Annotated in this window: 20 protein-coding genes; 11 read left to right on the top strand and 9 right to left on the bottom strand. The window is 70.8% G+C overall.

Going from position 1 to position 22,733, the window contains the following annotated elements; all coding sequences use genetic code 11:
* Positions 1-231 precede the first annotated feature (231 nt).
* The 4 genes from ACFPLC_RS04100 to ACFPLC_RS04085 all read left to right on the top strand — a co-directional run bounded on the left by ACFPLC_RS04100 (position 232) and on the right by ACFPLC_RS04085 (position 4,773).
* Positions 232-798, top strand: a complete 567-nt coding sequence (locus tag ACFPLC_RS04100) for an AAA family ATPase (protein ID WP_378188536.1) — start codon at positions 232-234, stop codon at positions 796-798.
* Positions 799-979: 181 nt separating this feature from the next.
* Entirely contained in the window at positions 980-2,746 is a 1,767-nt protein-coding gene (locus ACFPLC_RS04095; protein ID WP_378188535.1) for a chitinase, read from the top strand.
* Between the two features lie 46 nt (positions 2,747-2,792).
* On the top strand, positions 2,793-3,548 hold the full coding sequence (locus ACFPLC_RS04090; protein WP_378188534.1) for an IclR family transcriptional regulator: 756 nt from the start codon (positions 2,793-2,795) through the stop codon (positions 3,546-3,548).
* Between the two features lie 73 nt (positions 3,549-3,621).
* On the top strand, positions 3,622-4,773 hold the full coding sequence (locus ACFPLC_RS04085; protein ID WP_378188533.1) for a 4-hydroxybenzoate 3-monooxygenase: 1,152 nt from the start codon (positions 3,622-3,624) through the stop codon (positions 4,771-4,773).
* On the opposite strand, the gene ACFPLC_RS04080 is transcribed toward ACFPLC_RS04085, so the two are convergent.
* Positions 4,752-6,521, bottom strand: a complete 1,770-nt coding sequence (locus ACFPLC_RS04080) for a sensor histidine kinase (protein ID WP_378188532.1) — start codon at positions 6,519-6,521, stop codon at positions 4,752-4,754. The genes ACFPLC_RS04085 and ACFPLC_RS04080 overlap by 22 nt on opposite strands.
* Positions 6,508-7,206, bottom strand: coding sequence for a response regulator transcription factor (locus tag ACFPLC_RS04075; protein WP_378188531.1), 699 nt, complete (start codon positions 7,204-7,206; stop codon positions 6,508-6,510). Before ACFPLC_RS04075 ends, ACFPLC_RS04080 begins: the two co-directional genes overlap by 14 nt.
* A 198-nt stretch (positions 7,207-7,404) precedes the next feature.
* On the opposite strand from ACFPLC_RS04075, the gene ACFPLC_RS04070 reads away from it, so the two are divergent.
* A complete protein-coding gene (locus ACFPLC_RS04070) occupies positions 7,405-7,890 on the top strand; it encodes a hypothetical protein (protein ID WP_378188530.1) in 486 nt (161 codons plus the stop codon).
* 147 nt (positions 7,891-8,037) lie between these two features.
* Here the strand turns inward: ACFPLC_RS04070 and ACFPLC_RS04065 are convergent, their stop codons facing one another.
* Positions 8,038-10,629, bottom strand: a complete 2,592-nt coding sequence (locus tag ACFPLC_RS04065) for a glycoside hydrolase family 3 protein (protein WP_378189053.1) — start codon at positions 10,627-10,629, stop codon at positions 8,038-8,040.
* Positions 10,630-11,556: 927 nt separating this feature from the next.
* Between ACFPLC_RS04065 and ACFPLC_RS04060 the strand changes: the two genes are divergently transcribed.
* Positions 11,557-12,078 carry a pentapeptide repeat-containing protein gene (locus ACFPLC_RS04060; protein ID WP_378189052.1) on the top strand — a complete coding sequence of 174 codons (522 nt, stop codon included), beginning with the start codon at positions 11,557-11,559 and terminating at the stop codon, positions 12,076-12,078.
* Between the two features lie 5 nt (positions 12,079-12,083).
* Here ACFPLC_RS04060 and ACFPLC_RS04055 read toward each other — a convergent pair whose 3' ends face one another.
* Positions 12,084-12,560, bottom strand: a complete 477-nt coding sequence (locus tag ACFPLC_RS04055) for an Lrp/AsnC family transcriptional regulator (protein WP_378189051.1) — start codon at positions 12,558-12,560, stop codon at positions 12,084-12,086.
* A 134-nt stretch (positions 12,561-12,694) separates the two neighbouring features.
* On the opposite strand from ACFPLC_RS04055, the gene pdhA reads away from it, so the two are divergent.
* From pdhA to ACFPLC_RS04030, 5 genes are all read left to right on the top strand, one after another.
* Positions 12,695-13,771: a pyruvate dehydrogenase (acetyl-transferring) E1 component subunit alpha gene (gene pdhA, locus ACFPLC_RS04050; RefSeq protein WP_378188528.1), complete on the top strand. Its 1,077-nt coding sequence runs from the start codon at positions 12,695-12,697 to the stop codon at positions 13,769-13,771.
* Positions 13,771-14,766, top strand: coding sequence for an alpha-ketoacid dehydrogenase subunit beta (locus ACFPLC_RS04045; protein ID WP_378188527.1), 996 nt, complete (start codon positions 13,771-13,773; stop codon positions 14,764-14,766). The genes pdhA and ACFPLC_RS04045 overlap by 1 nt, the downstream gene beginning before the upstream one ends.
* Positions 14,759-15,940: a dihydrolipoamide acetyltransferase family protein gene (locus ACFPLC_RS04040; protein ID WP_378188525.1), complete on the top strand. Its 1,182-nt coding sequence runs from the start codon at positions 14,759-14,761 to the stop codon at positions 15,938-15,940. Before ACFPLC_RS04045 ends, ACFPLC_RS04040 begins: the two co-directional genes overlap by 8 nt.
* 63 nt (positions 15,941-16,003) lie before the next feature.
* Positions 16,004-16,552 carry a hypothetical protein gene (locus ACFPLC_RS04035; RefSeq protein ID WP_378188524.1) on the top strand — a complete coding sequence of 183 codons (549 nt, stop codon included), beginning with the start codon at positions 16,004-16,006 and terminating at the stop codon, positions 16,550-16,552.
* Positions 16,549-17,520 carry a hypothetical protein gene (locus tag ACFPLC_RS04030; RefSeq protein ID WP_378188523.1) on the top strand — a complete coding sequence of 324 codons (972 nt, stop codon included), beginning with the start codon at positions 16,549-16,551 and terminating at the stop codon, positions 17,518-17,520. Before ACFPLC_RS04035 ends, ACFPLC_RS04030 begins: the two co-directional genes overlap by 4 nt.
* A gap of 79 nt (positions 17,521-17,599) precedes the next feature.
* On the opposite strand, the gene ACFPLC_RS04025 is transcribed toward ACFPLC_RS04030, so the two are convergent.
* The 5 genes from ACFPLC_RS04025 to betA all read right to left on the bottom strand — a co-directional run bounded on the left by ACFPLC_RS04025 (position 17,600) and on the right by betA (position 22,730).
* Positions 17,600-18,751 carry an IS481 family transposase gene (locus tag ACFPLC_RS04025; RefSeq protein WP_378235696.1) on the bottom strand — a complete coding sequence of 384 codons (1,152 nt, stop codon included), beginning with the start codon at positions 18,749-18,751 and terminating at the stop codon, positions 17,600-17,602.
* 149 nt (positions 18,752-18,900) lie between these two features.
* Positions 18,901-19,395, bottom strand: coding sequence for a putative immunity protein (locus ACFPLC_RS04020; RefSeq protein ID WP_378235695.1), 495 nt, complete (start codon positions 19,393-19,395; stop codon positions 18,901-18,903).
* Between the two features lie 11 nt (positions 19,396-19,406).
* On the bottom strand, positions 19,407-20,555 hold the full coding sequence (locus tag ACFPLC_RS04015) for an NAD(P)/FAD-dependent oxidoreductase (protein WP_378207293.1): 1,149 nt from the start codon (positions 20,553-20,555) through the stop codon (positions 19,407-19,409).
* The gene (locus ACFPLC_RS04010; protein WP_378207296.1) at positions 20,552-20,872 is read right to left on the bottom strand and encodes a bifunctional 3-phenylpropionate/cinnamic acid dioxygenase ferredoxin subunit; all 321 of its coding nucleotides are present in this window, start codon (positions 20,870-20,872) and stop codon (positions 20,552-20,554) included. Before ACFPLC_RS04010 ends, ACFPLC_RS04015 begins: the two co-directional genes overlap by 4 nt.
* 190 nt (positions 20,873-21,062) lie before the next feature.
* Positions 21,063-22,730: a choline dehydrogenase gene (gene betA / locus ACFPLC_RS04005; protein ID WP_378207299.1), complete on the bottom strand. Its 1,668-nt coding sequence runs from the start codon at positions 22,728-22,730 to the stop codon at positions 21,063-21,065.
* Between the last annotated feature and the right edge of the window lie 3 nt (positions 22,731-22,733).

Here is a 22,733-nt window from a genome sequence, read left to right as displayed (position 1 = left end):
AAGATAGGGATTTTCCGTACGCCGGGAAGGGGCCGGAGCGATCTTCGCCCGAAGGGTTCCGGTATCGGATGCCTTGCCGCGCATGGGTTTTCAGGCGATGGAGTGACGTGGGCACGGCGGGTGACAACGGGCTGTCCGGCCGGGTGGTCTTCGCCGCACGGATGGTTGTCCGTCACGGAGGGTGAGTTCAAGGTAAAGGAACCATTACCTTCGCCGGGACGTTGGCGGGGCATGAGCGAGCCCTCTGTCCTCGAGCTCGGCCCGCGCGACCTGCTCGTCGTGGCGGGGCTGCCCGGAGCGGGCAAGACGACCATGCTCCGCCACGCCGCGGCGGGCCTGTCGGTGCTGGACTCCGACCAGGTCCGGGAGCGGCTCGGGGCGGTGGTCCCGGCGGCGGTGCCGTACCGCTGGTACCGGCCGCTGGTGCACGCGTGGCACCGGCTGCGGATCGTCGGGCGCGCGCTGGGTGAGGACGGCCCGATCGTGGTCCACGAGCCGTCGACGCGCGCTTCGACCCGGGCGCTGCTGGCGCTGGTCGGGGTGGTCAGCGGGCGATCGGTGCGGTTGCTGTTCCTCGACGTGCCGGCGGAGATCGCGCTGGCGGGGCAGCGCAGCCGGGGGCGGGTGGTGCGGGCGCGGTCGTTTGCGCGGCATGTGCGGCGGGTGGGGAAGTGGCGGGAGGAGCTGCTGGCGGGGGAGGTGCCGGTGGGGTGGCGGAGTGTCCGGGTGGTTGATCGGGTGGGGGCGGGGCGGATGCGGTTGGTGGCGAAGGTGTCAAGGTGGGAAAGCGTGCCTTGACCCGGCGTGACGGCCGCTGATGCGGCTTTGTATCGGGTCGGCAGGGGGGTGTGCTCGGGGATCGCTCTGCCGTGGCTTTGTTGAGCCGTGCTGCCCGGCCGCCTCTGTCAACCCTCCTTTTGGTCTGGACAACTCACACATTGGTCCAGACAATAGGGTCTCTCCCTGACTGGAGGACCCGATGAGGCGTTCCCGACTCTCCGCAACCCTCGCCGCTTTCCTGCTCGCGCTCTCGGGGCTGCTCGCCGTCCCCGCCGCGGCCGCCAACCTCCTCACCAATCCCGGGTTCGACGCCGGGTCGCTGGCCGGCTGGACCTGTGCCAATGCCACCGCCGTGACCAGCCCTGTGCACTCCGGCAGTCATGCCCTCGCCGGCACCCCCGCCGGCGCCGACTATGCCCAGTGCTCGCAGACCGTCTCCGTTCAGCCCAACACCACCTACTCCGTCTCCGCCTGGGTGCGGGGGAACCCCGTCTACCTCGGGGTCACCGGTGGCCCCTCGACCTGGTCCGGCAACTCGAGCGCCTACAACCAGCTGTCGCTCAGCTTCACCACCGGCAACCAGACCTCCGCCCAGCTCTACCTCCACGGCTGGTACGGCGCCGGCACCTACTACGCCGACGACGTCGTCCTCGATGGCCCCGGTGGCAACACCCCCGGCACTCCCACCTCCCCCGGCACCCCGCAGATCACCGCCGTCACGGCCAACTCCGTGGCCCTGAGCTGGGGTGCCAGCGCCGGGACCGTCACCGGGTACCGCGTCTACGAAGGCAGCACCGTCGTCGCCACGAGCAGCGGGACCAGCGCCACCGTCGGCGGCCTCACCGCCTGCACCACCCACAGCTACACGGTCGCCGCCTACAACGGTGCCGGGGAGTCGCCGAAGAGCGCCGCGGCCAGCGGGAGCACCTCCGGGTGCGTTGACACCGGCTTGCCCAAGCATGCCCTCGTCGGCTACCTGCACGCCAGCTTCGCGAACGGCTCCGGCTACATCCGGATGGCCGACGTGCCCGCCGCCTGGGACATCATCGATCTGGCCTTCGGCGAGCCGACCTCCGTCACCTCCGGGGACATCCGCTTCAACCGCTGCCCGGCCACCGAGTGCCCGAACGTCGAAAGTGACGCCGACTTCGTCGCCGCGATCAAGGCCAAGCAAGCGCAGGGCAAGAAGGTCCTCATCTCCATCGGCGGGCAGAACGGCCAGGTCCAGCTGACGACCACCGCCGCGCGGGACAAGTTCGTCAGCTCCGTCTCGGCGATCATCGACAAGTACGGTCTCAACGGCCTCGACGTCGACTTCGAGGGGCACTCGCTGTCGCTCAACGCCGGGGATACCGACTTCCGCAACCCGACCACGCCCGTCATCGTCAACCTGATCTCCGCGCTGAAGACGCTCAAGGCCAAGTACGGCTCCGGATTCGTGCTCACGATGGCGCCGGAGACGTTTTTCGTGCAGGTCGGCTACCAGTTCTACGGCGGCTCGGGCGCCGGGGACGCGCGGACCGGCGCCTACCTGCCCGTCATCCACGCGCTGCGGGACTCGCTCACCGTGCTGCACGTCCAGGACTACAACTCCGGCCCGGTCATGGGCCTCGACAACCAGTACCACAACATGGGCGGAGCCGAGTTCCACATCGCCATGACCGACATGCTCAAGGCCGGCTTCAGCGTCGCGAACACCGGGCAGTTCTTCCCCGGCCTGCGGCCGGACCAGATCGCGATCGGGCTGCCCGCCGCGGTCAGCGCGGGCAACGGCTACACCTCACCCGCCGACGTCCAGACCGCGGTGAACTGCCTGGTCAAGGGCAGTGGCTGCGGCTCGTACACGCTGCGCGGCGGCACCTCGCCGAACTTCCGCGGGCTGATGACGTGGTCGATCAACTGGGACAAGTACTACGGCTGGGAGTTCCAGAACAGCCACGAACCGTTCCTGAACGTCCTGCCGTGACGCCGGGCGGTGTGCCCCGCCGCCCGGGTGGGGCACACTGTCCGACGTGGTCAAGCCGGCGCAGGGCGAATCCGTGCTGAGCCGTGTCGTCCGGATCTTCGAGACCTTCGGCCCGGACACGCCGGCGTTGCGCGTCACCGACATCGCGCGGCGGGCGGATCTCCCCGTCGCGACGGCGTCGAGGCTGGTCGAAGAGCTGGTCGGGCACGGCTGGCTGCGGCGCGATCCGGACCGGCGGGTCCGCGTCGGCGTCCGGCTGTGGGAGCTGGCGTCCCGCGCCTCGCCGACGCTCGGGCTGCGCGAGGCGGCGATGCCGTTCATGGAGGACCTGTACGCCGTCGTCGGGCACCACACCCAGCTCGCGGTGCTCGAGGACCGCGAGGTGCTGTTCGTCGAGCGGCTCTCGGCGCCCGGCGCGGTCGTCAACGTGACGCGGGTGGCCGGGCGGCTGCCGCTGCACGCGTCGTCGTCCGGGCTGGTGCTGCTCGCCCACGCGCCCGCCGACCTGCAGGAACACGTGCTGGCCGGCCCGCTCGAAGCCTTCCGCCGCACGACGCTGACCGATCCGGCGCGGCTGCGCCGGTTCCTCGCCGACGTCCGGCGCACCGGCTACGCGTTCTGCGCGGGCTTCATCGACGAAGAGACCACGGGCATCGCCGTCCCGCTGCGGGGCCCGGGCGGCGACGTCGTCGCGGCGCTGTCGGTGATCGTGCCCAACGACCGGAACGCGCGGACGCAGATCCCCGCCCTGCAGGCCGCGGCGCGCGGCATCTCGCGGGCGATGGGGAATTCCTCTCACTGAATGAGAATGCCGTAGTGGCGGGCGCGGCCGCCGATCCATGCTCGGGCTCTCCTCGCGTGAAAGGACGTTCGCCGTGCGCACCCAGGTCGTCATCGTCGGCGCCGGCCCGGCCGGGCTGCTGCTGTCCCACCTGCTCGGGCTCGAAGGCATCGACTCGGTGCTGGTCGAGCGGCAGACCGCGGAGTACGTCCAGGCGCGCATCCGCGCCGGGATCCTCGAGGCGGGCACGGTGGAACTCCTGCGGGACGTCGGCCTCGGCGCCCGGCTCGACGTCGAAGGCATGGAGCACCGCGGCATCTACCTGCAGTGGCCCGAAAACCGGCACCACGTCGACTTCACCGACCTCATCGGACGGTCGGTGACCGTCTACGGTCAGACCGAGGTGACCAAGGACCTGATGGCGGCGCGGGAGAAGGCCGGCCGCCCGGCGTACTACTCGGCCGCCGACGTCACGCTGCACGACGTCACCGGCACGCCACACGTGACCTTTGTGGACGGTGATGGCACGGCACGGCGGATTGACGCCGACGTCGTCGTCGGCTGCGACGGGTTCCACGGGCCGAGCCGCGCGTCGGTTCCCCGGTCGCAGGTCTGGGAGCGGGCCTACCCCTTCGCCTGGCTGGGCGTGCTGGCCGACGTCGCCCCCTCGACGGACGAGCTGATCTACGCCTGGCACCCGGACGGGTTCGCCATGCACAGCATGCGCTCGCCGCGGGTCAGCCGGTTCTACCTGCAGGTCGCGCCGGACGAAGATATCGAGCAGTGGAGCGATGACCGGATCTGGACGGCGCTGTCGCAGCGGCTGGGCGTTCCGGGGTGGACGCTGGAGACCGGGACGATCACGGAGAAGAGCGTGCTCCCGATGCGGAGCTTCGTGACGACCCCGATGCGGCACGGAAACCTCTACCTGGCCGGGGATGCCGCGCACATCGTGCCGCCGACCGGGGCGAAGGGGCTCAACCTGGCGGTGGCGGACGTCGCCCTGCTGGCGCGGGCGCTGACGGCGTCCTTCCGCGGCGACGACCGGCTCGTCGACGCGTACTCGGAGACGGCGCTGCGGCGCGTCTGGCGCTGCACGCACTTCTCGTGGTGGATGACGTCGATGCTGCACCGCCACGGCGACGACTTCGACGCCCAGCTCCAGCTCTCCCAGCTGCACCGCACGGTGAGTTCCCTCCCCGCGAAGACCGAGCTGGCCGAGAATTACGCCGGCCTTCCTCTGTAGCTCTGCCGCGGCAGCCGGACGGTGAACGTCGATCCGGCGTTCACTTCGGACTCCACCGTCACCGTCCCGCCGTGGGCCTGCACGAGGTGCCGCACGATGGCGAGCCCGAGCCCGCTACCGCCGGTCTGGCGGCTGCGGGACTTCTCGGCCCGCCAGAACCGGTCGAACACGTGCGGCAGGTCCTCGGCGGCGATGCCGGTGCCGGTGTCGGCCACGGCGAGCGTCACTTCGTCCGAGGTGGCCGAGACGCGGATCGTCACCCGGCCGCCGGCCGGGGTGTGCCGGATCGCGTTCGTCACCAGGTTGCCGACGATCTGCCGGAGCCGGACCGGGTCGGCGGTCAACGCGGCTTCGCCGAGCGCTTCGACAGTGAGCGTGACACCACCGGCGGCGGCCCGGTCGGCGTGCGCGGCGGCGACGTGGCCGGCCAGCTCCGCGGCGTCGACGGGCTCGGGGTGCAGGCGCAGCTGCCCGGCGTCGGCCGCGGCGAGGTCCTGCAGGTCGTCGACGATGTGCTGCAGCAGCACGGTCTCCTCGAGCAGTGACGCGCTCAGGGCCCGGTCGAACGGCAGGTGCCCGTCTTCGGCGGCTTCGAGCCGGCCGCGGATGACGTTGAGCGGGTTGCGCAGCTCGTGGGCGATGTCGCTCACCATCGCCTTCCGCTGCTCCTCGATGCGTTCGCGCCGCGCGGTGAGGTCGTTGAACGCGGCGGCGAGGTAGCCGACCTCGTCACGGGACTTCACCGGCGCCGGCCGGTCCTGCAGCGCGGCCTCGGTCAGGGCCCGCAGCGGGCGGGACAGCCGCCGCGCGACGAGGGCGGTGAGGACAACGGCCAGCACCAGCACGCCGCCGGTCACCGCGAAGATCCGGGTCAGGTTCTCCCGGGAGAGCGTGAACGTCGGCAGCGGCGAGCCGCCCGGGCCGAGCGTGAACAGCAACGCGGGCGGCGCGACGTACGGCGAGAGCTGCTCGCGGCGGCCCGCGTCGAGGCAGCCCTGGACCGGCCGCGGGGTCGGGATTTCGAGGGCTTCCAGGTCGAGGCCCAGTTTCACCGGCTCGGCGCCCTGGCTCTGCAGGCAGCGGTTGACGATGTCGTTCAGGCCGGTGAGCGCGGCCTGCTCGGTCGGCGTCGGTTCGGCCAGTTCGAACAGCCCGCACTTGCCGGCGTAGTAGCGGGCGGACAGCTGGTCGAGCCCGGTGAGCAGCGGCCGCCCGGTCGGCGAGTCGCGCACCTGACTGGGCAGGCCGATCGCGCCGAGGCAGGCGGTGGCCTTCCTGGCCAGGGTGGCGAGCTCCTCGCGTTCGGACGGCGGCAGCTTGAACGGACCGGCCGCGCGCGGGTCGATGCCGCTCGTGCCGGCCTCGGGCAGCAGCACCGGGTCGACGTGCAGCGGGTCGACCGACGCGGTCGCCTTGACCGGCAGGGTGACCGGCGCGCCCCCGGAGTCGCCGAGGACGCGCCGGTCGAGGGTGGTCAGCACGACCCGGCGGCCGGTCTGCTCCGACAGCGCCCGCAGCCGGGGGCCGACCTGGTCCCACGTGTGGTTCACCGCGGCGAAGCCGAGCAGCTCGGTGTAGATCGTCGCGTCGCCGGAGAGGGCCTGGCCCTGCTCCTGCTGGATCGCGCGGGTGGTGGTCTGCACGGCGAGCCACGCGGTCGCGGTGATGGAGGCGAGCGCGATGAGCAGGGAGACGGCGGTGAGCCGGACGACGAGGCTGCGCCGCCGCGGAAAGCTACCCGGGCTCATTTTCCGCCGTCAGCTTGTACCCGACGCCGAAGACGGTCCGCAGGTAGACGGGCTTCTGCGGGTCCGGTTCGAGCTTCTTCCGCAGGTTGAGCACGTGGACGTCGATGATCCGGGTGCTGACGAACCGGTCGTCGCCCCGGGTCAGTTCGAGCAGCTGACGGCGGGTGAACACCCGGCCCGGCTGCCGGATCAGCGTCTCGAGCAGCTGGAACTCGCCCGGGGTCGTCTCCACCGGGCGCCCGCCGACCGACACCTCGTGCCGCACCGGGTCGAGCCGCAGCCCACCGGCCCGCAACGCGGTGTCGGGCGGCTCGCGGCGCCCGGCGGTCCGCCGCAGCAGCGTCCGCACCCGGGCCATCAGCTCGCGCGGGCTGTACGGCTTGGTCAGGTAGTCGTCGGCGCCGAGGTCGAGGCCGAGCAGGAGATCGTCCTCGGTGGCGCGGGCGGTCAGCATGAGCACCGCGACATCGGACTCCCGGCGCAGGATCCGGCAGACGTCGAGACCGTCGACCTTCGGCATCATCACGTCCAGGACCACCAGGTCGGGCCGATCGCGCCGGGCTTCGTCGAGCGCGGCCCGGCCGTCCGGGACCAGCACCACGGCGTGGCCTTCGCTCTCGAGGTAGAGCCGGAGAACCTCAGCCTGCTTCTCGTCGTCCTCGGCGACCAGTACACGTGCGCACACGGCGTCGAGGGTAGGCGTCCTGACACCGTTCCCACCGCATCCTGACCGGATCTTCACACCTTGAGGCACGGGACAGTCTTCGTCGGAGTGGTGATCCCGGCGGGGATTGGCCGGGATAACGCTTGCGTCGCGGTTGTCCGGATCCGTTGCAGATCCGGCCGACCGCCCGATTCCAGGGGGCGGACACGGAAGAAGGTGATGGCCGTGAACGCGACCAAGATCGCCGTGGGCGCCCTGGTGCTGCTGGGCGCGGCCGCGTGCGGGATCCCCGTGACCGGCGTGCCGGTGCCGGTCACCGTGGTCCCGCAGGCACCGTCGACCAGCACCGCCACGGTCGCGGTGCCCGTCCCGGTGTACGTCCAGCCGCCGGCTTCCCCGCCACCGAGGCAAACCACGGAAGCGGGCGTGGTGATCGCGTACTACGACGCGATCAACCGGCGTGACTTCGCCACGGCGTGGTCCCTCGGCGGCAGCCACATCGCGGGCGGCGGTGGGTACACCAAGTACGCCAACGGTTTCGCCACGACGGTGTGGGACACGCTGACGGTCACCGACGTCCGCGGCAGCACCGTCCACGTGGTGCTGTCGGCTGTCCAGACCGACGGCTCCACCCGCACGTTTTCCGGCACGTACACGGTTTCCGGCGGTGTCATCGTCGGCAGCCACCTGACCAGGACGGGATGAGGCCCCGTGCGGCTTGCCGCGCACGATCGCCGGAAGCGCTTCCCAGGCACCGGTTTCGACCGGCACGGCATGCAGCACTGACCGGCAGGTGCATCGTGCCGGAAACGAACCGGGCCGGGAGCGGATTCGCTCCCGGCCCGGTCGCCGTCAGGTCAAGCTCGAACAGGTTCTCGCATCAGGATCCTTCGCGCCCTTCGGCACCCACCGCACGTTCGCGAACGAAGCCTGGAACGTGCCGTCGGTGTAGACCAGGAACGGGGTGTTGATGTGCTCGAAGTCCAGCCCGTTGTCGAAGCAGGACACCGGGATCTTCACCGTCGTCTTCGGGCCGCCCGCCAGGTCCGTGAACAGCTTGGTCGCGTTCACCTCGGAGAAGCACGGGTAGACGCAGTGCATGCTGATCACCGTCCGGTTGGCCGGTGCCTGCTGCACGGTCGTGTCGAACTCCAGGGCCGCGTCGGCGTTGAGGTAGCCGCGCAGATCGTTGGTGCCCGCCGTGTTCTGCATGTAGAGCTGGGCCGCTCCGGCGCCCGTCCAGGTCGCCTTCAGGCCGTCGCCCTGCACGTTGACGTCCGTCGGGACGACGTTGATCTCGGTGTGCGCCGCCGTCCCGTCCGGGCCGATCACCGTGCCGCCCCAGTTCTCCGTCGAGCCGATCTGGCTCGTGTACGGCGGGACGTCGGTGCGGTCGAAGATCGACAGGTCCTCGGTCGCGGTCCCGCCGCCGCCGGTCGAGGTGCAGGACGCCGGCCCGGAGGTCTCGTCCAGCTGCCCGATCGTCACGCGCTGCCCGGTCTTGAGGCCGTAGCCGAGCTTGAACAGCGGGTCGTAGCCCGGCGACCACGGGTTGAGCGGCGACTGGCACGCGCTCTTCGGCCACGAGTAGCTCAGCGTGCCCTGGTAACCCGTGCCGTCCTTGCCCTTGACCAGCATGTCCGCGACGCCGCCGCCCTCGGTGCCCGGCAGCCAGGCCGCCACGAACGCGTCGGAGCGGTTGATCTCCTTGTTCATGTACAGCGGGCGGCCGCCGACGTACACGGTGACGACCGGGGTGCCCTTGCCGCTGACCTTGTCCAGCACGGCCAGGTCCTCGGGGTAGAGGCGCGCCGCTTCGAGGCTCTTGCGGGTCAGGTCGCCGACGCCCTCGGCGTACGGCGTCTCGCCGATGACCGCGATGACCGCGTCGAAGCCCTTCGGGTCGACGGTGCCGGTGGCGTCGAAGGTGACGTTGGCGTCGCCGAGGTTCTGCTTGATGCCGGTCAGGATCGACGTGGCGTTCGGGAAGTCGGCGTTCGTGTTGCCGGTGCCCTGCCAGCTGAGCGTCCAGCCGCCGGTCTGGTTCGCGATGTTGTCGGCGCTCTTGCCGACGACCAGGACCTTCGAGGACGGCTTGAGCGGCAGCACGTTGCCGTTGTTCTTCAGCAGCGTTTGCGACTCGCGGACGGCGTCGCGGGCCAGCCAGTTGTCCTTGAGCGCCTCGTCGGAGTTGGCGTAGGAGCGGTCGGACGGCTTCTGCGACTCGAACAGGCCGTCGCGCAGCTTCACGCGCAGGATGCGGGTGACGGCGTCGTCGATGCGGGACATCGGGATCTGGCCGCTCTGGACCTGCGCCACGGTGTTGGTGATGAACGCCTTCCAGTCGTTCGGCACCATCACGATGTCGATGCCGGCGTTGATCGCCTGCGGGCACGAGGAGTTCGTGCAGCCGGTGACCTGGCCGATGCCGTTCCAGTCGGACACGACCAGGCCGTCGAAGCCGATCTTGCCCTTGAGGATCTGGTTCAGCGCCTTGTCGCTGCCGTGCAGCTTGCCCTCGTTGATGCCGAGGTCGGCGTTGGTCCAGCTGTTGAAGGACACCATCACGGTCTGCGAGCCGGCGGCGAGCGCGCCGTAGTAGCCCTGGCCGTGGATGTTGATCATGTCGGCCTCGGACGAGGGGTTGACGCCCTGGTCCTGGCCGTTGATCGTGCCGCCGTCGCCGATGAAGTGCTTGGCGGTGGCGATCACGCCGTTGTAGCCGATGCGCTTGGTCGCGCCGTCCTGGAGGCCGTTGATGGCCTCGAAGCCGTAGGAGCGCGTGATGCGCGGGTCCTCGGAGAAGCCTTCGTAGGTGCGGCCCCAGCGGTCGTCCTGGACGACGGCGAGGGTGGGCGAGAAGGCCCAGTCCTGGCCGGTGGCGCGGATCTGCCGGGCGGTGGCGCCGGCGACGTCGCGGACGAGGCACGGGTCGTGCGCGGCGCCGAGGCCGATGTTGTGCGGGAAGACGGTGGCGCCGTAGACGTTGTTGTTGCCGTGCACGGCGTCGATGCCCCAGATGACGGGGATCTTCGTGCGGCTGGTCTTGGAGGCGTTCCAGAAGGCGTCGGCGAGGTTCAGCCAGTCCTGCTGGGTGGCGTACTTCTTCCCGCCCGGCCACGAGCCGCCGCCGTTGAGGACCGAGCCGATGGCGTACTGGCGGACCTCGTCGGGGGTGATGGCGGCGATCTCGGGCTGCGTCATCTGCCCGACCTTTTCCTCCAGGGTCATGCCCTTGAGGATTTCGGCGATCCGCTGCTCGTCGCCGGCCTTCCCCTTCAGCCGGCTGTCGACCTTCGGCCAGTCCGCCAGGGTCGGCAGGCTCTTCTCGATCTTGGCGCACCCGTCCTTGTCCTTGGCGGGCTGGCCGATGACGGGCTGCGCGGGTGCGTCGGCTTGCGCGGGGAGTGCCTGTGCTGCGGCGCCCAGCAGGCTCAGGCTCATCAGCGTGACGAGCGAACTTCGGCGCGCACGGGACCACGCGCGGGATCTACTGGCCATGGGTCTGGTCCATTCTGCGATGAACGGCGGACCGGCCGATCCTCACCGGGCGACGGGGAGGCAGTCAAGGGTTTCGATTGTTTGGAGGGCCTGTTAATTCTCGACATAAACTAAGAGTCGGTCGGTGTCGGAGCCACCCTTAACGGGCTGGGCGCCGGAGGTCAAGAGCACTGCGGGGCAAGGGTGTTGCCCGTCGGGTCAGGGGTCTTGGTCAGCGGGGCCGACCGGGTGAACTTCCCGGGCTCGGCGGCAGAGCTGCGATCCTGGACGGGTGGGGGAAGTCCAGCGCGGGAACCGGCTGCTGTCGAACCGGACGATCGCCGTTTCGGCGGTTGTCCTGGTCCTGGTGGCCGCGGCGGGGTGCTGGGTGTTGCGGGCGCTGTACGGCCGAGGCACCGACGCGGACAAGGCTCGGCTGGAGAGCGTCCGGACCGTGGGCACGATCGTGCTCGGCGCGGGCGGGTTCATCGCCTTGCTGCTGGCTGCCCGACGGCAGCAGACGGCGGAGCACGACCTGGCCACGAAGCGCAACGATCTGCTCTTGCGCGAGCAAGCCAACGAAGACGCCCGCCACGACGCGGCCGAACGGCGGATCAGCGACCTCTACCTCAAGGCCGCCGGGCAACTCGGCGCGGAGAAGGCGCCGGTCCGGCTGGCCGGGCTCTACGCGCTGGAGCGGTTGGCGCAGGACAATCCGGCCCACCGGCAGACCATCGTCAACGTGATCAGCGCTTACCTGCGCATGCCGTACGAGCCACGGGCCGACGGCGAGCACCAGCGCGCCTGCCTGGAAGAACGGGAGGTGCGGATCACCGCCCAGCAGATCCTCACCGGTCATCTGGCCCCGGCCGACGGCGATCATGAGCGGTTCTGGGCGGACCTCGATCTCGACCTCGGTTTCGCGGCAGCACGAGGTTCGACGACGCGGTCTTCGAGGGGGAGGCCTGGTTCGCGGAAGCGGAGTTCACCGACAGTACGAGGTTCGACGGTGTCACGTTCTGGGCCGACGCGAGATTCGACGAAGCCACGTTCTTCGGTGCCACCGTGTTCCGCCGGGCTCGGTTCCTGGGCGACGCGCGGTTCGAGAAGGCCCAGTTCACGGGCAAGGTGATCTTCAGCGAGGCCGCCTTCAGCGGTAACGCGGAGTTTGCGCGCGCGAGATTCGCCGATGCGGCCTACCTGCCCGGGGTCGACTTCGGCCGGGACGCGCGGTTCGTCGAGGTCGTCTTCGCCAGGGACGGGTGGTTCATCAACGTCGAGTTCGGCGGGAACACCGACTTCAAGGACGTGACGTTCAGTGAGGACGTCCGGTTCACCGGCTGCGTCCTCGGCGGCGTCCTGTACGCCCCGCCGGAGTGGAAGCCGCGGCCGGGGGACGAAGACCTCGACTGATCCCCTCAGCTCAGCACCGAGCCCGGCAGCTCCTCGAAGATCAGCCACGTCCGCGTCGACCGCACCCCCTCCAGCGCCTGCAGCCGCTCCAGGACCACGTCTCGCAACGTCGAGTTGTCCGGGGTCCGGACCAGCAGCAGGATGTCGAAGTCGCCGCCGACCAGGGTCACGTGGTCGACGTACGGGATCTCGTGCAGGTCCGTGGCCATCGTGCGCCAGGACGTCTGCTCCACCGTCACCATGATGTACGCCGACGTGCCCAGGCCCGCCCGGCGCGGATCGATCCGCGCGCCAAAGCCCGTGATCACCCCCTCCGCCATCAGGCGCTCCAGCCGTGCGTACGCGTTCGTCCGCGAAATGTGCAGGCGCTCGGCCAACGCGCGCACCGCCAGACGGCCGTCCGCCGACAGCTCCGCCAGCATCGCCCGGTCCACGTCGTCCAGGGCCGGGACCGTTCGTCCCGCCAGACCGCCGTGAGCCAGGACACCCGTGGACGTTTGGTCAGCGACAACCGCTGCAGAAGGCCGTTTGTCGCTCATTTCCGCCAGCCCTTGAACACAACACCGTCGAGAACCACCATTTCAGCATCATATGTCTGGGAGAGGTGGTGTGCGTCATGGCTGCGGAAACCCTCCTGCCGTCCGCTGCCCCGGTGCGGTTCGTCGCCGAGGACGGGCGTCGTGCCGACCGAAACGGCGGGTACGGCGAACCCGCCGGGGACCGGCTCAAGGAGGCCTACCGGCTGATGGTCCTGGGCCGCCGGTTCGACGTCCAGGCGACCGCGCTCACCAAGCAGGGCCGCCTCGCCGTCTACCCCTCCAGCGCCGGCCAGGAGGCCTGCCAGGTCGTCGCCGCGCTGGCGCTCGAAGAGCGCGACTGGCTCTTCCCGACCTACCGCGACTCCGTCGCCCTCGTCGCCCGCGGTCTGAAGCCCGGCGAAGTCCTGACGCTCCTTCGCGGCGACGCGCACTGCGGCTACAACCCCGTCGAGACGCGCGTCGCGCCTCAGTGCACTCCGCTCGCGACGCAGACTCTGCACGCCGCCGGGCTGGCGCACGCGATGCAGCGTCGCGGCGAAGACGCCGTCGCGCTCGCGCTCATCGGCGACGGCGCCACCAGCGAAGGCGACTTCCACGAAGCGCTCAACTTCGCCGCCGTCTTCAAGGCGCCCGTCGTGTTCTTCGTGCAGAACAACCGCTTCGCCATCTCGGTGCCCTTCGAAAAGCAGAGCGCCGCCGAAGCGCTGGCGTACAAGGGCGTCGGCTACGGCATGCGCTCGGAGCAGGTCGACGGCAACGACGCCGTCGCCGTCCTGGCCGTCCTCGACGACGCGGTGAAGCACGCGCGCGAAGGCCGGGGCCCGGTGCTCGTCGAGGCCCACACCTACCGCATCGACGCCCACACCAACGCCGACGACGCCACCCGCTACCGCGACGCCGAAGAAGTCGCGAAGTGGCGCGAAGCCGACCCGCTCAAGCGGCTCGAGACTTACCTCAAGAGCCGCGAAAGCCTGACCAGCGAAGAAATCGAGCGGTTCGCGGCCGACGCCGAGGTGTTCGCCCAGTCCGTCCGCGACACGCTGAACGCCGAGCCCGAGCTCGACCCGCTGTCGCTGTTCGACCACGTCTACGCGGCACCGACCCGCCAGCTCGAAGCCCAGCGCGCCACCCTCGAAGCCGAACTGGAGGCCTGATGACGACCACGATGGCGCAGGCCCTCAACGCGGCCCTGCGGGACGCCCTCAAGGACGACGACCGCGTCCTCGTCTTCGGCGAGGACGTCGGCACGCTCGGCGGTGTCTTCCGGGTCACCGACGGCATCACCGCCGACTTCGGCGAGGACCGCTGCTTCGACACGCCGCTCGCCGAATCCGGCATCGTCGGGTTCGCCGTCGGGATGGCCATGGGCGGGTTCCGGCCGGTGGTCGAGATGCAGTTCGACGCCTTCGCCTACCCCGCGTTCGAGCAGATCACCTCCCACGTGGCGAAGCTGCGCAACCGCACCCGGGGCGCGCTGGAAATGCCGATGGTCATCCGCGTGCCCTACGCCGGCGGAATCGGCGGCGTCGAGCACCACTGCGACTCCAGCGAGGCCTACTACACGCACACGCCGGGCCTGCGCGTCGTCACGCCGGGTACCGCGCAGGACGCCTACGACCTCCTTCGCGACGCCATCGAGTCGCCGGACCCGGTGGTCTTCCTCGAGCCGAAGTGCCGCTACTGGTCGAGTGAAGAGGTCACCTTCACCCGCAGCGGGCCCGGCATGGACCAGGCCCTGGTCCGCCGGCACGGCAAGGACGTCACGCTCATCGCGTACGGCCCGATGGTCGCCACCGCACTGGAAACCGCCGAAGCCGCGAAGGCCGAGGGCTGGGACGTCGAGGTCGTCGACCTGCGCTCGCTGTCGCCGTTCGACGACGAGACCGTCACGGCTTCGGTCCGCCGCACCGGGCGCGCCGTCGTCGTGCACGAGGCCGCCGGGTTCGGCGGGTACGGCGCCGAGGTCGTCGCGCGCGTCACCGAGCAGTGCTTCCACCAGCTGCACGCGCCCGTCCTGCGGGTCACCGGGCTCGACATCCCGTACCCGGCGCCGAAGCTCGAGCGGCACATGCTGCCGGACGTCGACCGGATCCTCGACACGATCGCGCGCCTGCAGTGGGACGACACGCCGGTGGTGGCCGGTGCCTGACTTCCTGCTGCCGGACCTCGGCGAAGGCCTCACCGAGGCGGCGATCGTGGACTGGCGGGTCAAGGTCGGCGACACCGTCGACGTCGACCAGGTCGTCGTCGAGGTCGAGACGGCGAAGGCGGCGGTCGAGGTGCCGGTGCCGTTCGCCGGCGTGGTGTCCGCGCTGCACGGCGAGCCCGGGCAGCTGCTGCCGGTCGGGGCGCCGCTGCTGAGCGTCGGCGGGTTTTCCGAACCCGGTGTCACGACCTCTTCGGGTAGCGGCAACGTCCTCATCGGCTACGGGACCGCGCCCACGACAAGGCGCAAGCGAGCCCGGCGGCCGGTGAACGTCGCCGCGCCCACGCGCCCGCGGCAGCCCGGCGTGATCTCGCCGTTCGTCCGGAAACTGGCGGCGGACAACGGGATCGACCTCGCGAAGCTGACCCCGAGCGGGCCGGACGGCATCATCCGCCGCGCCGACGTCGAAGCGGCGCTGAAGAAGCCCGCCGCGAAGGGCAAGCGCATCCCGCTGACCGGCGTGCGCAAGGCCGTCGCCGACAAGCTGACGACGTCCCGGCGGGAGATCCCCGAGGCCACGGTCTGGGTGGACGTCGACGCGACCGGGCTGGTCGCCGCGCGAGCCGCGCTGAACGCCAAGACGGACCAGCCGGTGAGCCTGCTCGGCCTGATCGCGCGGTTCGCCGTCGCGGGGCTGCGCAAGTTCCCCGAGCTGAACTCGCGCGTCGAAGGCGACGAGATCGTGCTGCTCGACGAAATCCACCTCGGGTTCGCCGCGCAGACCGACCGCGGGCTGGTGGTGCCGGTCGTGCGGGACGCGGGAGCGCTGTCCACCCGCGAGCTGTCGGCGGCGATCGGCGACCGCGCCCGCACCGCGCGGGAAGGCAAGCTCGCGCCCGCGGACCTCACCGGCGGCACCTTCACGGTCAACAACTACGGCGTCTTCGGCGTCGACGGCTCGGCCGCGATCATCAACCACCCCGAGGCGGCCATCCTCGGCATCGGCCGGATCATCGACCGGCCGTGGGTGGTCGACGGCGCGCTGGTGGCCCGGAAGATCTGCGAGCTGACGCTGGCCTTCGACCACCGCGTCTGCGACGGCGGCACGGCGGGCGGGTTCCTGCGGTTCGTCGCCGACTGCGTGGAGTCACCGGTCACCGCCCTCGGGGACCTCTGACGGCTCACGACTCACCGGCCGCGTTGGCCGGGTGGTGACGCTGGTGGCACCTAAAGTGGTCGCGTGACGACACCGGCCCAGCACGACCGCGACCTCGCGGAGGGGCGCGTCGCCCGGCTCAAGCAGAACCTGCGGGACGGGCTCGCGACCCCGCCCGGGGACGTCGAGGCGATGGACGAGCTCGTGGCGACGGCCCACCGGCTGCTCGACGCGGAGGTGGCGTTCGACGAGGCCCGGCGGCGGCTGGCCGACGCCGAGCTCGAGTCCCGGCACGCGGCGACGCAGCGCGCGGTCGTCTGGTTCGCGGCCGCGCCCGCGCTCGTGCCGCTGGTCGCCGCGGCGCTGGTGCTGTTCGAGGTGCTTTCGCCGGTCTGGCTGCCGGCTCTGGTCCCGCTGTTCGGCGCGGGGTTGTGGATCGGCTTCGCACCCGTCCGCCGGGCCGGCGCGGTGATCCGCGAGCGGAGGCGGGCGGCGTGGACGGGCAGCGTGACGGCGTTGGTGCTGGTCCTCGCCCTGGTTCCGTGGCCGGGGGCGGTGGTCTGCACGGTTCTGACGGTGCTGGGTGTCGCGGGCACGATCGCCCTGCTGTGGCGGGAAAGCCGGATCCCATGAGCCACGGCTACGCGACCTACGGCGACGACCCGGAGTTCACCCAGGAGTATCTCGAGCCCGCCGACCCGACCCGCCGCGACCTCGACGAGCTCTTCGCGGCGGTCGACGGGCTGCGCGAGGCCGAAGATCGCCTGGGTCAGGAGGTCGCCGACCTGACCGAGCGGCTCGACAGCGGCGGCCCGGGCCAGGACGACCGGCTCGAGCTGCTCGGCAGGCGGCTGGACCGGCTGCAGCAGCAGGTCCAGGCTTTGGAGCGCGCGGTCCGCGTGTCCGACGGCGTCCCGCAGGTGAACCTCGACGACGTCGGCGCGGAGACGCGCGCGCTCGCGGCGGAGGCGGCGCGCTGGGACGACCTGCACAAGGAGCTGGTCACCAAGGAGCAGCGCGCGCGGTACGCCGACGAGATCGCGCACCTGGATTCGGTGCGGTCGGCGCTTTCCCGGTGCGATGCCGACCTGCTCGAGGTGGTGCGCGTCCTGGCCTCGACCGACCGGAGGTCCCGCGCCCGCGGGGACGCGGAGTCGTCGTTGCGGGCGTTGTCGACCCGGCGCCGGACGTTGCTGGACGAGGAGATCCCGGCGGCCGTCTCGACGGCGGACCAGGCCCGGCTGGCCCTGCGCGAGGCGGACGCGGTCGAGGCGCGGGTGGTCCCGCAGCTGGAGCGGGCCGAGCGCGCGTGGCACGACCTGCAGGTCCGGCTGCGGACCCGGATCACGGACGCTCTGGGCTCGAACGCCCTGCTCCCGGCCTGGTTCAGCCACGCACTCGGGGTGGCCCCACCCCCCGGCACCTCGGGCGACGCCTGGATCCGCACGGCGGCGTCGGTCCTGGCGTACCGGGTGACGTTCGGGGTGGCCGACCCGGCCCTGCCGCTGGGCCCGCCGCCGGGCGAGGGCGCGGACACGACGGAACGCCGCTGGACCTGGCGAGCCCGCCTCGAGTCCGACCTCGACGACCTCTCCCTCTAGCCCCGGCGCAGGTCGTCGTGAGTGGTAAGGAGGGTTAGAACCCTCTGTGCTGTCTCAGGACCTCACGGACAGATGTGTCTCAGGACTTTCCGGACAGTGTGTGGTTGGTGAGGCGTTGGTAGCGTACCGAGCGGTCTAGTGTGAGCTGGCGGGTGACGGTGTCGCCGATCATGACGGTGACGCGGTCGCCTTGCCAGTAGACGCTGGCGGTGCGTCCGGCCCAGGTGCGTCCCAGGACGATGGAGCAGCCGGAGAACGCGATCACGCCGGTGGTCGAGACCGGTCGGGTGGTCACGCCGCTGGGTCGGTGTGGGCCGGTGGTGGGGATGGCGTTCGGTCGGGCGTCGTAGCGCTGCTGGGGTGTGTCGCCGTTGAGGCTTTGGTGGCGGCGGTGGTTGTAGATCTGTCGGTACTCATCGAGCAGGTCCTGCAGTTCGGTGAGGGTGCTGGCGGGTGGGCGGGCGGCGAGCCATTTCTGCAGGGTCTGGTGGGCGCGTTCGTTCTTTCCGCAGGTCTGGGGGTGGTGCGGGGTGGCAGCGATGGTGGTGACCCCGAGCGCGGCGAGCCGGCGTTCCAGTTCGACCATCCACCCGCGGTGGCGGCCGGTGAAGGCCAGGCCGTTGTCGGACAGGATTCTGACCGGCAGGCCGTAGCCGGCGAACGCTCGTTGCAGGGCGGCCCAGGTGCCGGCGGTGGTTTCACCGGCTGCGGCGTAGGTGCCGACGTCGAGGCGGGAGTGGTCGTCCAGGATCTGGATGATGCAGACGGTGGTGCCGTCGGCGAGGTGGTGTTCCATGCCGTCGATCTGCCAGCAGCCGTTGGGGTCGGCGTAGCTGAACCGCCGCCGGGTCTTGGGGCGTTTGCGTGGCTGGGCCACGATCTGGCCTCGTTCGCGCAGGATCCGGTAGATCGACACCCGGGAAGGCAGGGGGTGGAACCCGGCGTCCTGCAGCCGCCAGCGGATCGAGATCGGCCCGTTGTCCAAGCCTGCCTCGGCCAGCTGCTTGCGGGCCCGCAGCACCGCCTCGACCACCTCCAGCGCGAGCGCGGTGGGGTGATGGTGCGGGGCGGTGCTGCGGCGGGTGAACCCGTCGGCGCCCTCGGCCCGGAACCGGGTCACATACCGGTAGAAGGTGTCCCGGGACAGTCCGTGCTCGCGGCAGAACACCGCGACGTTGATCTTCTCCCCGCCCGCGGCCCGAGCGACCGCGGCGACGAACTCAGGATCCATCGCAAACCCTGCTCTGCCCATCGCCGCATGATCGGTACAACCCACCCGATCACGACACCGACAGGCCGGTCAGTGTCCGTGAGGTCCTGAGACATCAACTGTCCGACAACTCCTGAAACTCAACAGAGGGTTAGAACCCTCCTTACCACTCACGAGCCGGTGCGGAGGGCGGACTCGAGGTGGCGGTGGAGGGCGCCGAGGCGGGTTTTGCCGGGTTTGCCGGGTGGGAAGCGGTTCAGGAGGGTGCGGACTTCGGGTGGGGCGTGGGTGAGGGCCCACTCGAGCTCGGCCTCGGCCGAATCGCCCGCCAGCTCGCGGGCCAGCGCGGCCTGCTGGGCCGGGCCGACTATGTGCTTCACCTGGTGCGGCGACTCCAGCGGGTGGAGGTAGGCGGCACCCGCCGCGCCCACCGCGGCCCGGGCGGCCGCCGCGGCGGCCGGGTTCGGCGCCGCGGTTGCCGCCGCCTGGGCGCCCCAGGCCGCCGTGCGCAGTGCTTTCGTGCGGGGTGCGCCCGCGGCGAACTCGCGGGCGGCCGCGATGGCCGCCGCCGGGCGGGCGTCGTCCGGGATCAGCGGCAACACCCGGGCGGCGCAGTCGGCGGTCCAGCCCGCCAGTGCCCGCAGCTCGTCAAGATCCAGTTCCATGCCCCTGAAGCTTATCCTTGAACCGACGGTTGAAACTCCGGGCGCCGCAGAGCCTGCCGGCGAAGGCGGGTGAACAGCTTGGCGTTGTTCAACGCGAACACCCCGGTCGTCACGCCGTCGCGCGAGAACGTCGCCACGAACGAGGACGCCGAAGGATCGCCGTCGACGAACGAAAGCGTGTCGTCCGGGCGGGGGTGGCCGGCCAGCTGCAGCGTCCCCGAATACTGGTCCGACCACACGTATCCGCTCGGCGTGTACGTCTGCGCGGTGTGGCCGGCCAGCAGGTTGGCCACCGCGACCGGCGCCTGCTCGGACGCGTTCGTCCAGTGCTCGTGCCGCCGTCCGCCGTAGCGGGCCACGTCCCCGACCGCCACCACCTGAGGAAGCGAAGTGACGAGCCCGTCGTCGGTGTGGACGCCGTTGCCGACCTTCAACCCCGAACCGGCGAGCCACTCGGTCGACGGCGTCATCCCGACGCCCGTCACCACCACATCGGCCGGGACGACCGCACCGGACGCCAGCGAGACGCCGGCCGGGGAACAGCCCACCACCTGGACGCCGCACCGCAGATCCGTGCCGTGGTCGAGGTGCAGCCGGGCGCACACCGCGGCCAGCGAAGGCCCCAGCACCGGGGCCAGCGGCGCGGCCAGCGCTTCCAGGACGACGACGTCGAGGCCCAGGGAACGGCAGGTCGAAGCCACCTCCGCCCCGATGAACCCGGCCCCGACGATGGCCACCCGCACCCCGGGCACCAAGGCCGCCCGCAACGCCACGGCGTCGTCGAGTGTCCGCAGCACGAAAGCGCCCTCGAAGCCCGGCAGCGTCCGCGCGCGGCCGCCGGTGGCGATCACGACGCCGTCCGCGTGCACCGAAGTCCCGTCCGACAGCAGCACGCGCCGGTCGCCCGGCTCCAGCGCCGTCGCCCGGACGCCGAGCCGGAAGTCCAGGGCCAGGGACGCCAGGTCGCCGGCTTCGAGCAGGTCGAGGGACTCCCGCGACGCCGTCCCGGCCAGGAAGCCCTTGGACAGCGGCGGCCGGTCGTAGGGCAGGTGCGGCTCGTCGCCGATCAGCACGATCCCGCCGTCGTACCCCTGCGCGCGCAGCTCCTGCGCCGCGCGGACCCCGGCGAGCGAAGCGCCGACGACCGCGATGCGCTTCACGCGGCGTCCTCGTCGGCCACGCCCTCGACGTACACGACACCTTCCTCGACGACCACGCGGTACGTGCGCACCGGGTCCTTCGCCGGCAGGCAGGTCGGCGCGCCCGTGCGCAGGTCGAACATGGCCGCGTGCAGCGGACACTCGACGAAGCAGCCTTCCAGCCAGCCGTCGGCCAGGGAGGCGTCCTGGTGGGTGCACGTGTCGCCGATCGCGTACAGCTCGCCGTCCTCGGTGCGGAACACCGCGATGGCGGGCGGCCCGGGGATCCGGACGGACTCGCCGGGGGGCAGCTCGTCCACCGTGCACGCGCGAATCATGACGCCTCCGAATGTTGCGCATGAGGGAACATCGACTGTGATACGCAACAAGTCTGGGCGTCGGTCCCACCCCCGTCAAGGGGGTACGCCCGGGTAGTTTTTCGTTGCCGGGTAACGGTGTTTCGGGCACGCCGAAGGCCCGGGCCGTCACTTTCCCTACGAAAGTGACGGCTCGGGCGCGGAACTTTCCCTAGGAAAGTGGCGTCTCCCCGTGCCGGTAGAACGGCAGCTTGAGCGGGGCCAGCGGGGTGTTGCCGAGGATCAGGTCGGCCGCCTTCTCGGCGGTCATCATCACCGGCGCGTAGATGTTGCCGTTGGTGATGTAGGGCATCACCGACGCGTCGACCACGCGCAGGCCCTCGGTGCCGTGCACCCGCATGCTCTGCGGGTCGACGACGGACTTCTCGTCCACACCCATCTTGGCGGTGCACGACGGGTGCAACGCCGTCTCGGCGTCCTTGGCCACCCAGTCGAGGATCTCTTCGTCGGTCTCCACCGACGGCCCCGGCGAGATCTCCCCGCCGTTGTACGGGTCCAAAGCGCTCTGGTTGAGGATCTTCCGCGCCACCTGCACGGCCTCGACCCATTCCTTCCGGTCGGTCTCCGTCGACAGGTAGTTGAACCGGATCGCCGGGTGCTCCCGCGGGTCGGTGGACCTGATCTTCACCGAGCCGCGGGTGTCGGCGTACATCGGGCCGACGTGCACCTGGTAGCCGTGCCCTTCCGTGGGGGCCGAGCCGTCGTAGCGGATGGCCACCGGCAGGAAGTGGAACATCAGGTTCGGGTACTTGACCTCGTCGTTCGACCGGACGAACCCGCCGCCCTCGAAGTGGTTGGTGGCGGCCGGCCCGGAGCGCAGGAACAGCCACTGCGCACCGATGTAGGGCCGCTTCCACTTCGCCAGCGACGGCTGCATCGACACCGGCTGCTTGCAGGCGTACTGGATGTACACCTCCAGGTGATCCTGCAGGTTCTCGCCGACACCCGGCAGGTCCTTCACGACGTCGATGCCGAGCTTCTCCAGCTCCGCGGCGTTCCCGACGCCGGAGAGCTGCAGCAGCTGCGGGGTGTTGATCGCGCCGCCGCAGAGGATGATCTCCTTGCCGTACACCTCGCCCGGCACGCCGCGGCCCTGCGCGTACTCGACGCCGACCGCGCGCGTGCCGTCGAAGAGGATCTGCGACACGAACGCGTGCGTCTTCACCGTGAGGTTGGGCCGGTTCATCACCGGGTGCAGGTACGCACCCGCGGCCGACAAGCGCCGTCCTTTCCGGACGTTCCGGTCGAACGCCGCGAACCCTTCCTGCTTGTAGCCGTTGACGTCGTCGGTGCGCGGGTAACCCGCCTGCTCGGCGGCGTCGAAGAACGCCTGGAACAACGGGTTCGACGCCGGGCCGCGCTCCAGCTCCAGGGGACCGTCGTGGCCGCGCCACTGCCCGTCGGGCGCGTCGGCGAGGCAGTTCTCCATGCGGTTGAAGTACGGCAGGCAGTGCGCGTAGTCCCATGTGGACATTCCGGGGTCGGCGCCCCAGCGCTCGTAGTCCATCGGGTTGCCGCGCTGGAAGATCATCCCGTTGATGCTGGACGACCCGCCGAGCACCTTGCCGCGCGCGTGGTAGATGCGACGCCGGTTCATGTACGGCTCGGGTTCGCTGCGGTAGCCCCAGTCGTAGAACTTCGACCCGATCGGGAAGGTCAGCGCGGCCGGCATGTGGATGAAGACGTCCCACTTGTGGTCCGACCGGCCCGCCTCCAGGACGAGGACCTTGTTCGCCGGGTCGGCCGAGAGCCGGTTCGCCAGCGCGCAGCCCGCCGAGCCACCGCCGACGATGACGAAGTCGTAGGTTTCGGAACTCATGGC

The sequence above is a fragment of the Amycolatopsis plumensis genome, assembly GCF_042652605.1.
Taxonomy (GTDB): domain Bacteria; phylum Actinomycetota; class Actinomycetes; order Mycobacteriales; family Pseudonocardiaceae; genus Amycolatopsis; species Amycolatopsis plumensis.
The sequence above is the reverse complement of the archived record's forward strand: the minus strand, read 5'-3'. Positions and strand labels throughout refer to the sequence as shown.

Coding starts and splice junctions, on each gene's coding strand:
- ACFPLC_RS04100 (WP_378188536.1), top strand. CDS start 232: ATGAGCGAGCCCTCTGTCCTCGAGCTCGGCCCGCGCGACCTGCTCGTC.
- ACFPLC_RS04095 (WP_378188535.1), top strand. CDS start 980: ATGAGGCGTTCCCGACTCTCCGCAACCCTCGCCGCTTTCCTGCTCGCG.
- ACFPLC_RS04080 (WP_378188532.1), bottom strand. CDS start 6,521: ATGAGCCCGGGTAGCTTTCCGCGGCGGCGCAGCCTCGTCGTCCGGCTC.
- ACFPLC_RS04070 (WP_378188530.1), top strand. CDS start 7,405: ATGGCCGTGAACGCGACCAAGATCGCCGTGGGCGCCCTGGTGCTGCTG.
- ACFPLC_RS04065 (WP_378189053.1), bottom strand. CDS start 10,629: ATGAGCCTGAGCCTGCTGGGCGCCGCAGCACAGGCACTCCCCGCGCAA.
- pdhA (WP_378188528.1), top strand. CDS start 12,695: ATGGCTGCGGAAACCCTCCTGCCGTCCGCTGCCCCGGTGCGGTTCGTC.
- ACFPLC_RS04045 (WP_378188527.1), top strand. CDS start 13,771: ATGACGACCACGATGGCGCAGGCCCTCAACGCGGCCCTGCGGGACGCC.
- ACFPLC_RS04030 (WP_378188523.1), top strand. CDS start 16,549: ATGAGCCACGGCTACGCGACCTACGGCGACGACCCGGAGTTCACCCAG.
- ACFPLC_RS04025 (WP_378235696.1), bottom strand. CDS start 18,751: ATGGATCCTGAGTTCGTCGCCGCGGTCGCTCGGGCCGCGGGCGGGGAG.
- ACFPLC_RS04020 (WP_378235695.1), bottom strand. CDS start 19,395: ATGGAACTGGATCTTGACGAGCTGCGGGCACTGGCGGGCTGGACCGCC.
- ACFPLC_RS04010 (WP_378207296.1), bottom strand. CDS start 20,872: ATGATTCGCGCGTGCACGGTGGACGAGCTGCCCCCCGGCGAGTCCGTC.
- betA (WP_378207299.1), bottom strand. CDS start 22,730: ATGAGTTCCGAAACCTACGACTTCGTCATCGTCGGCGGTGGCTCGGCG.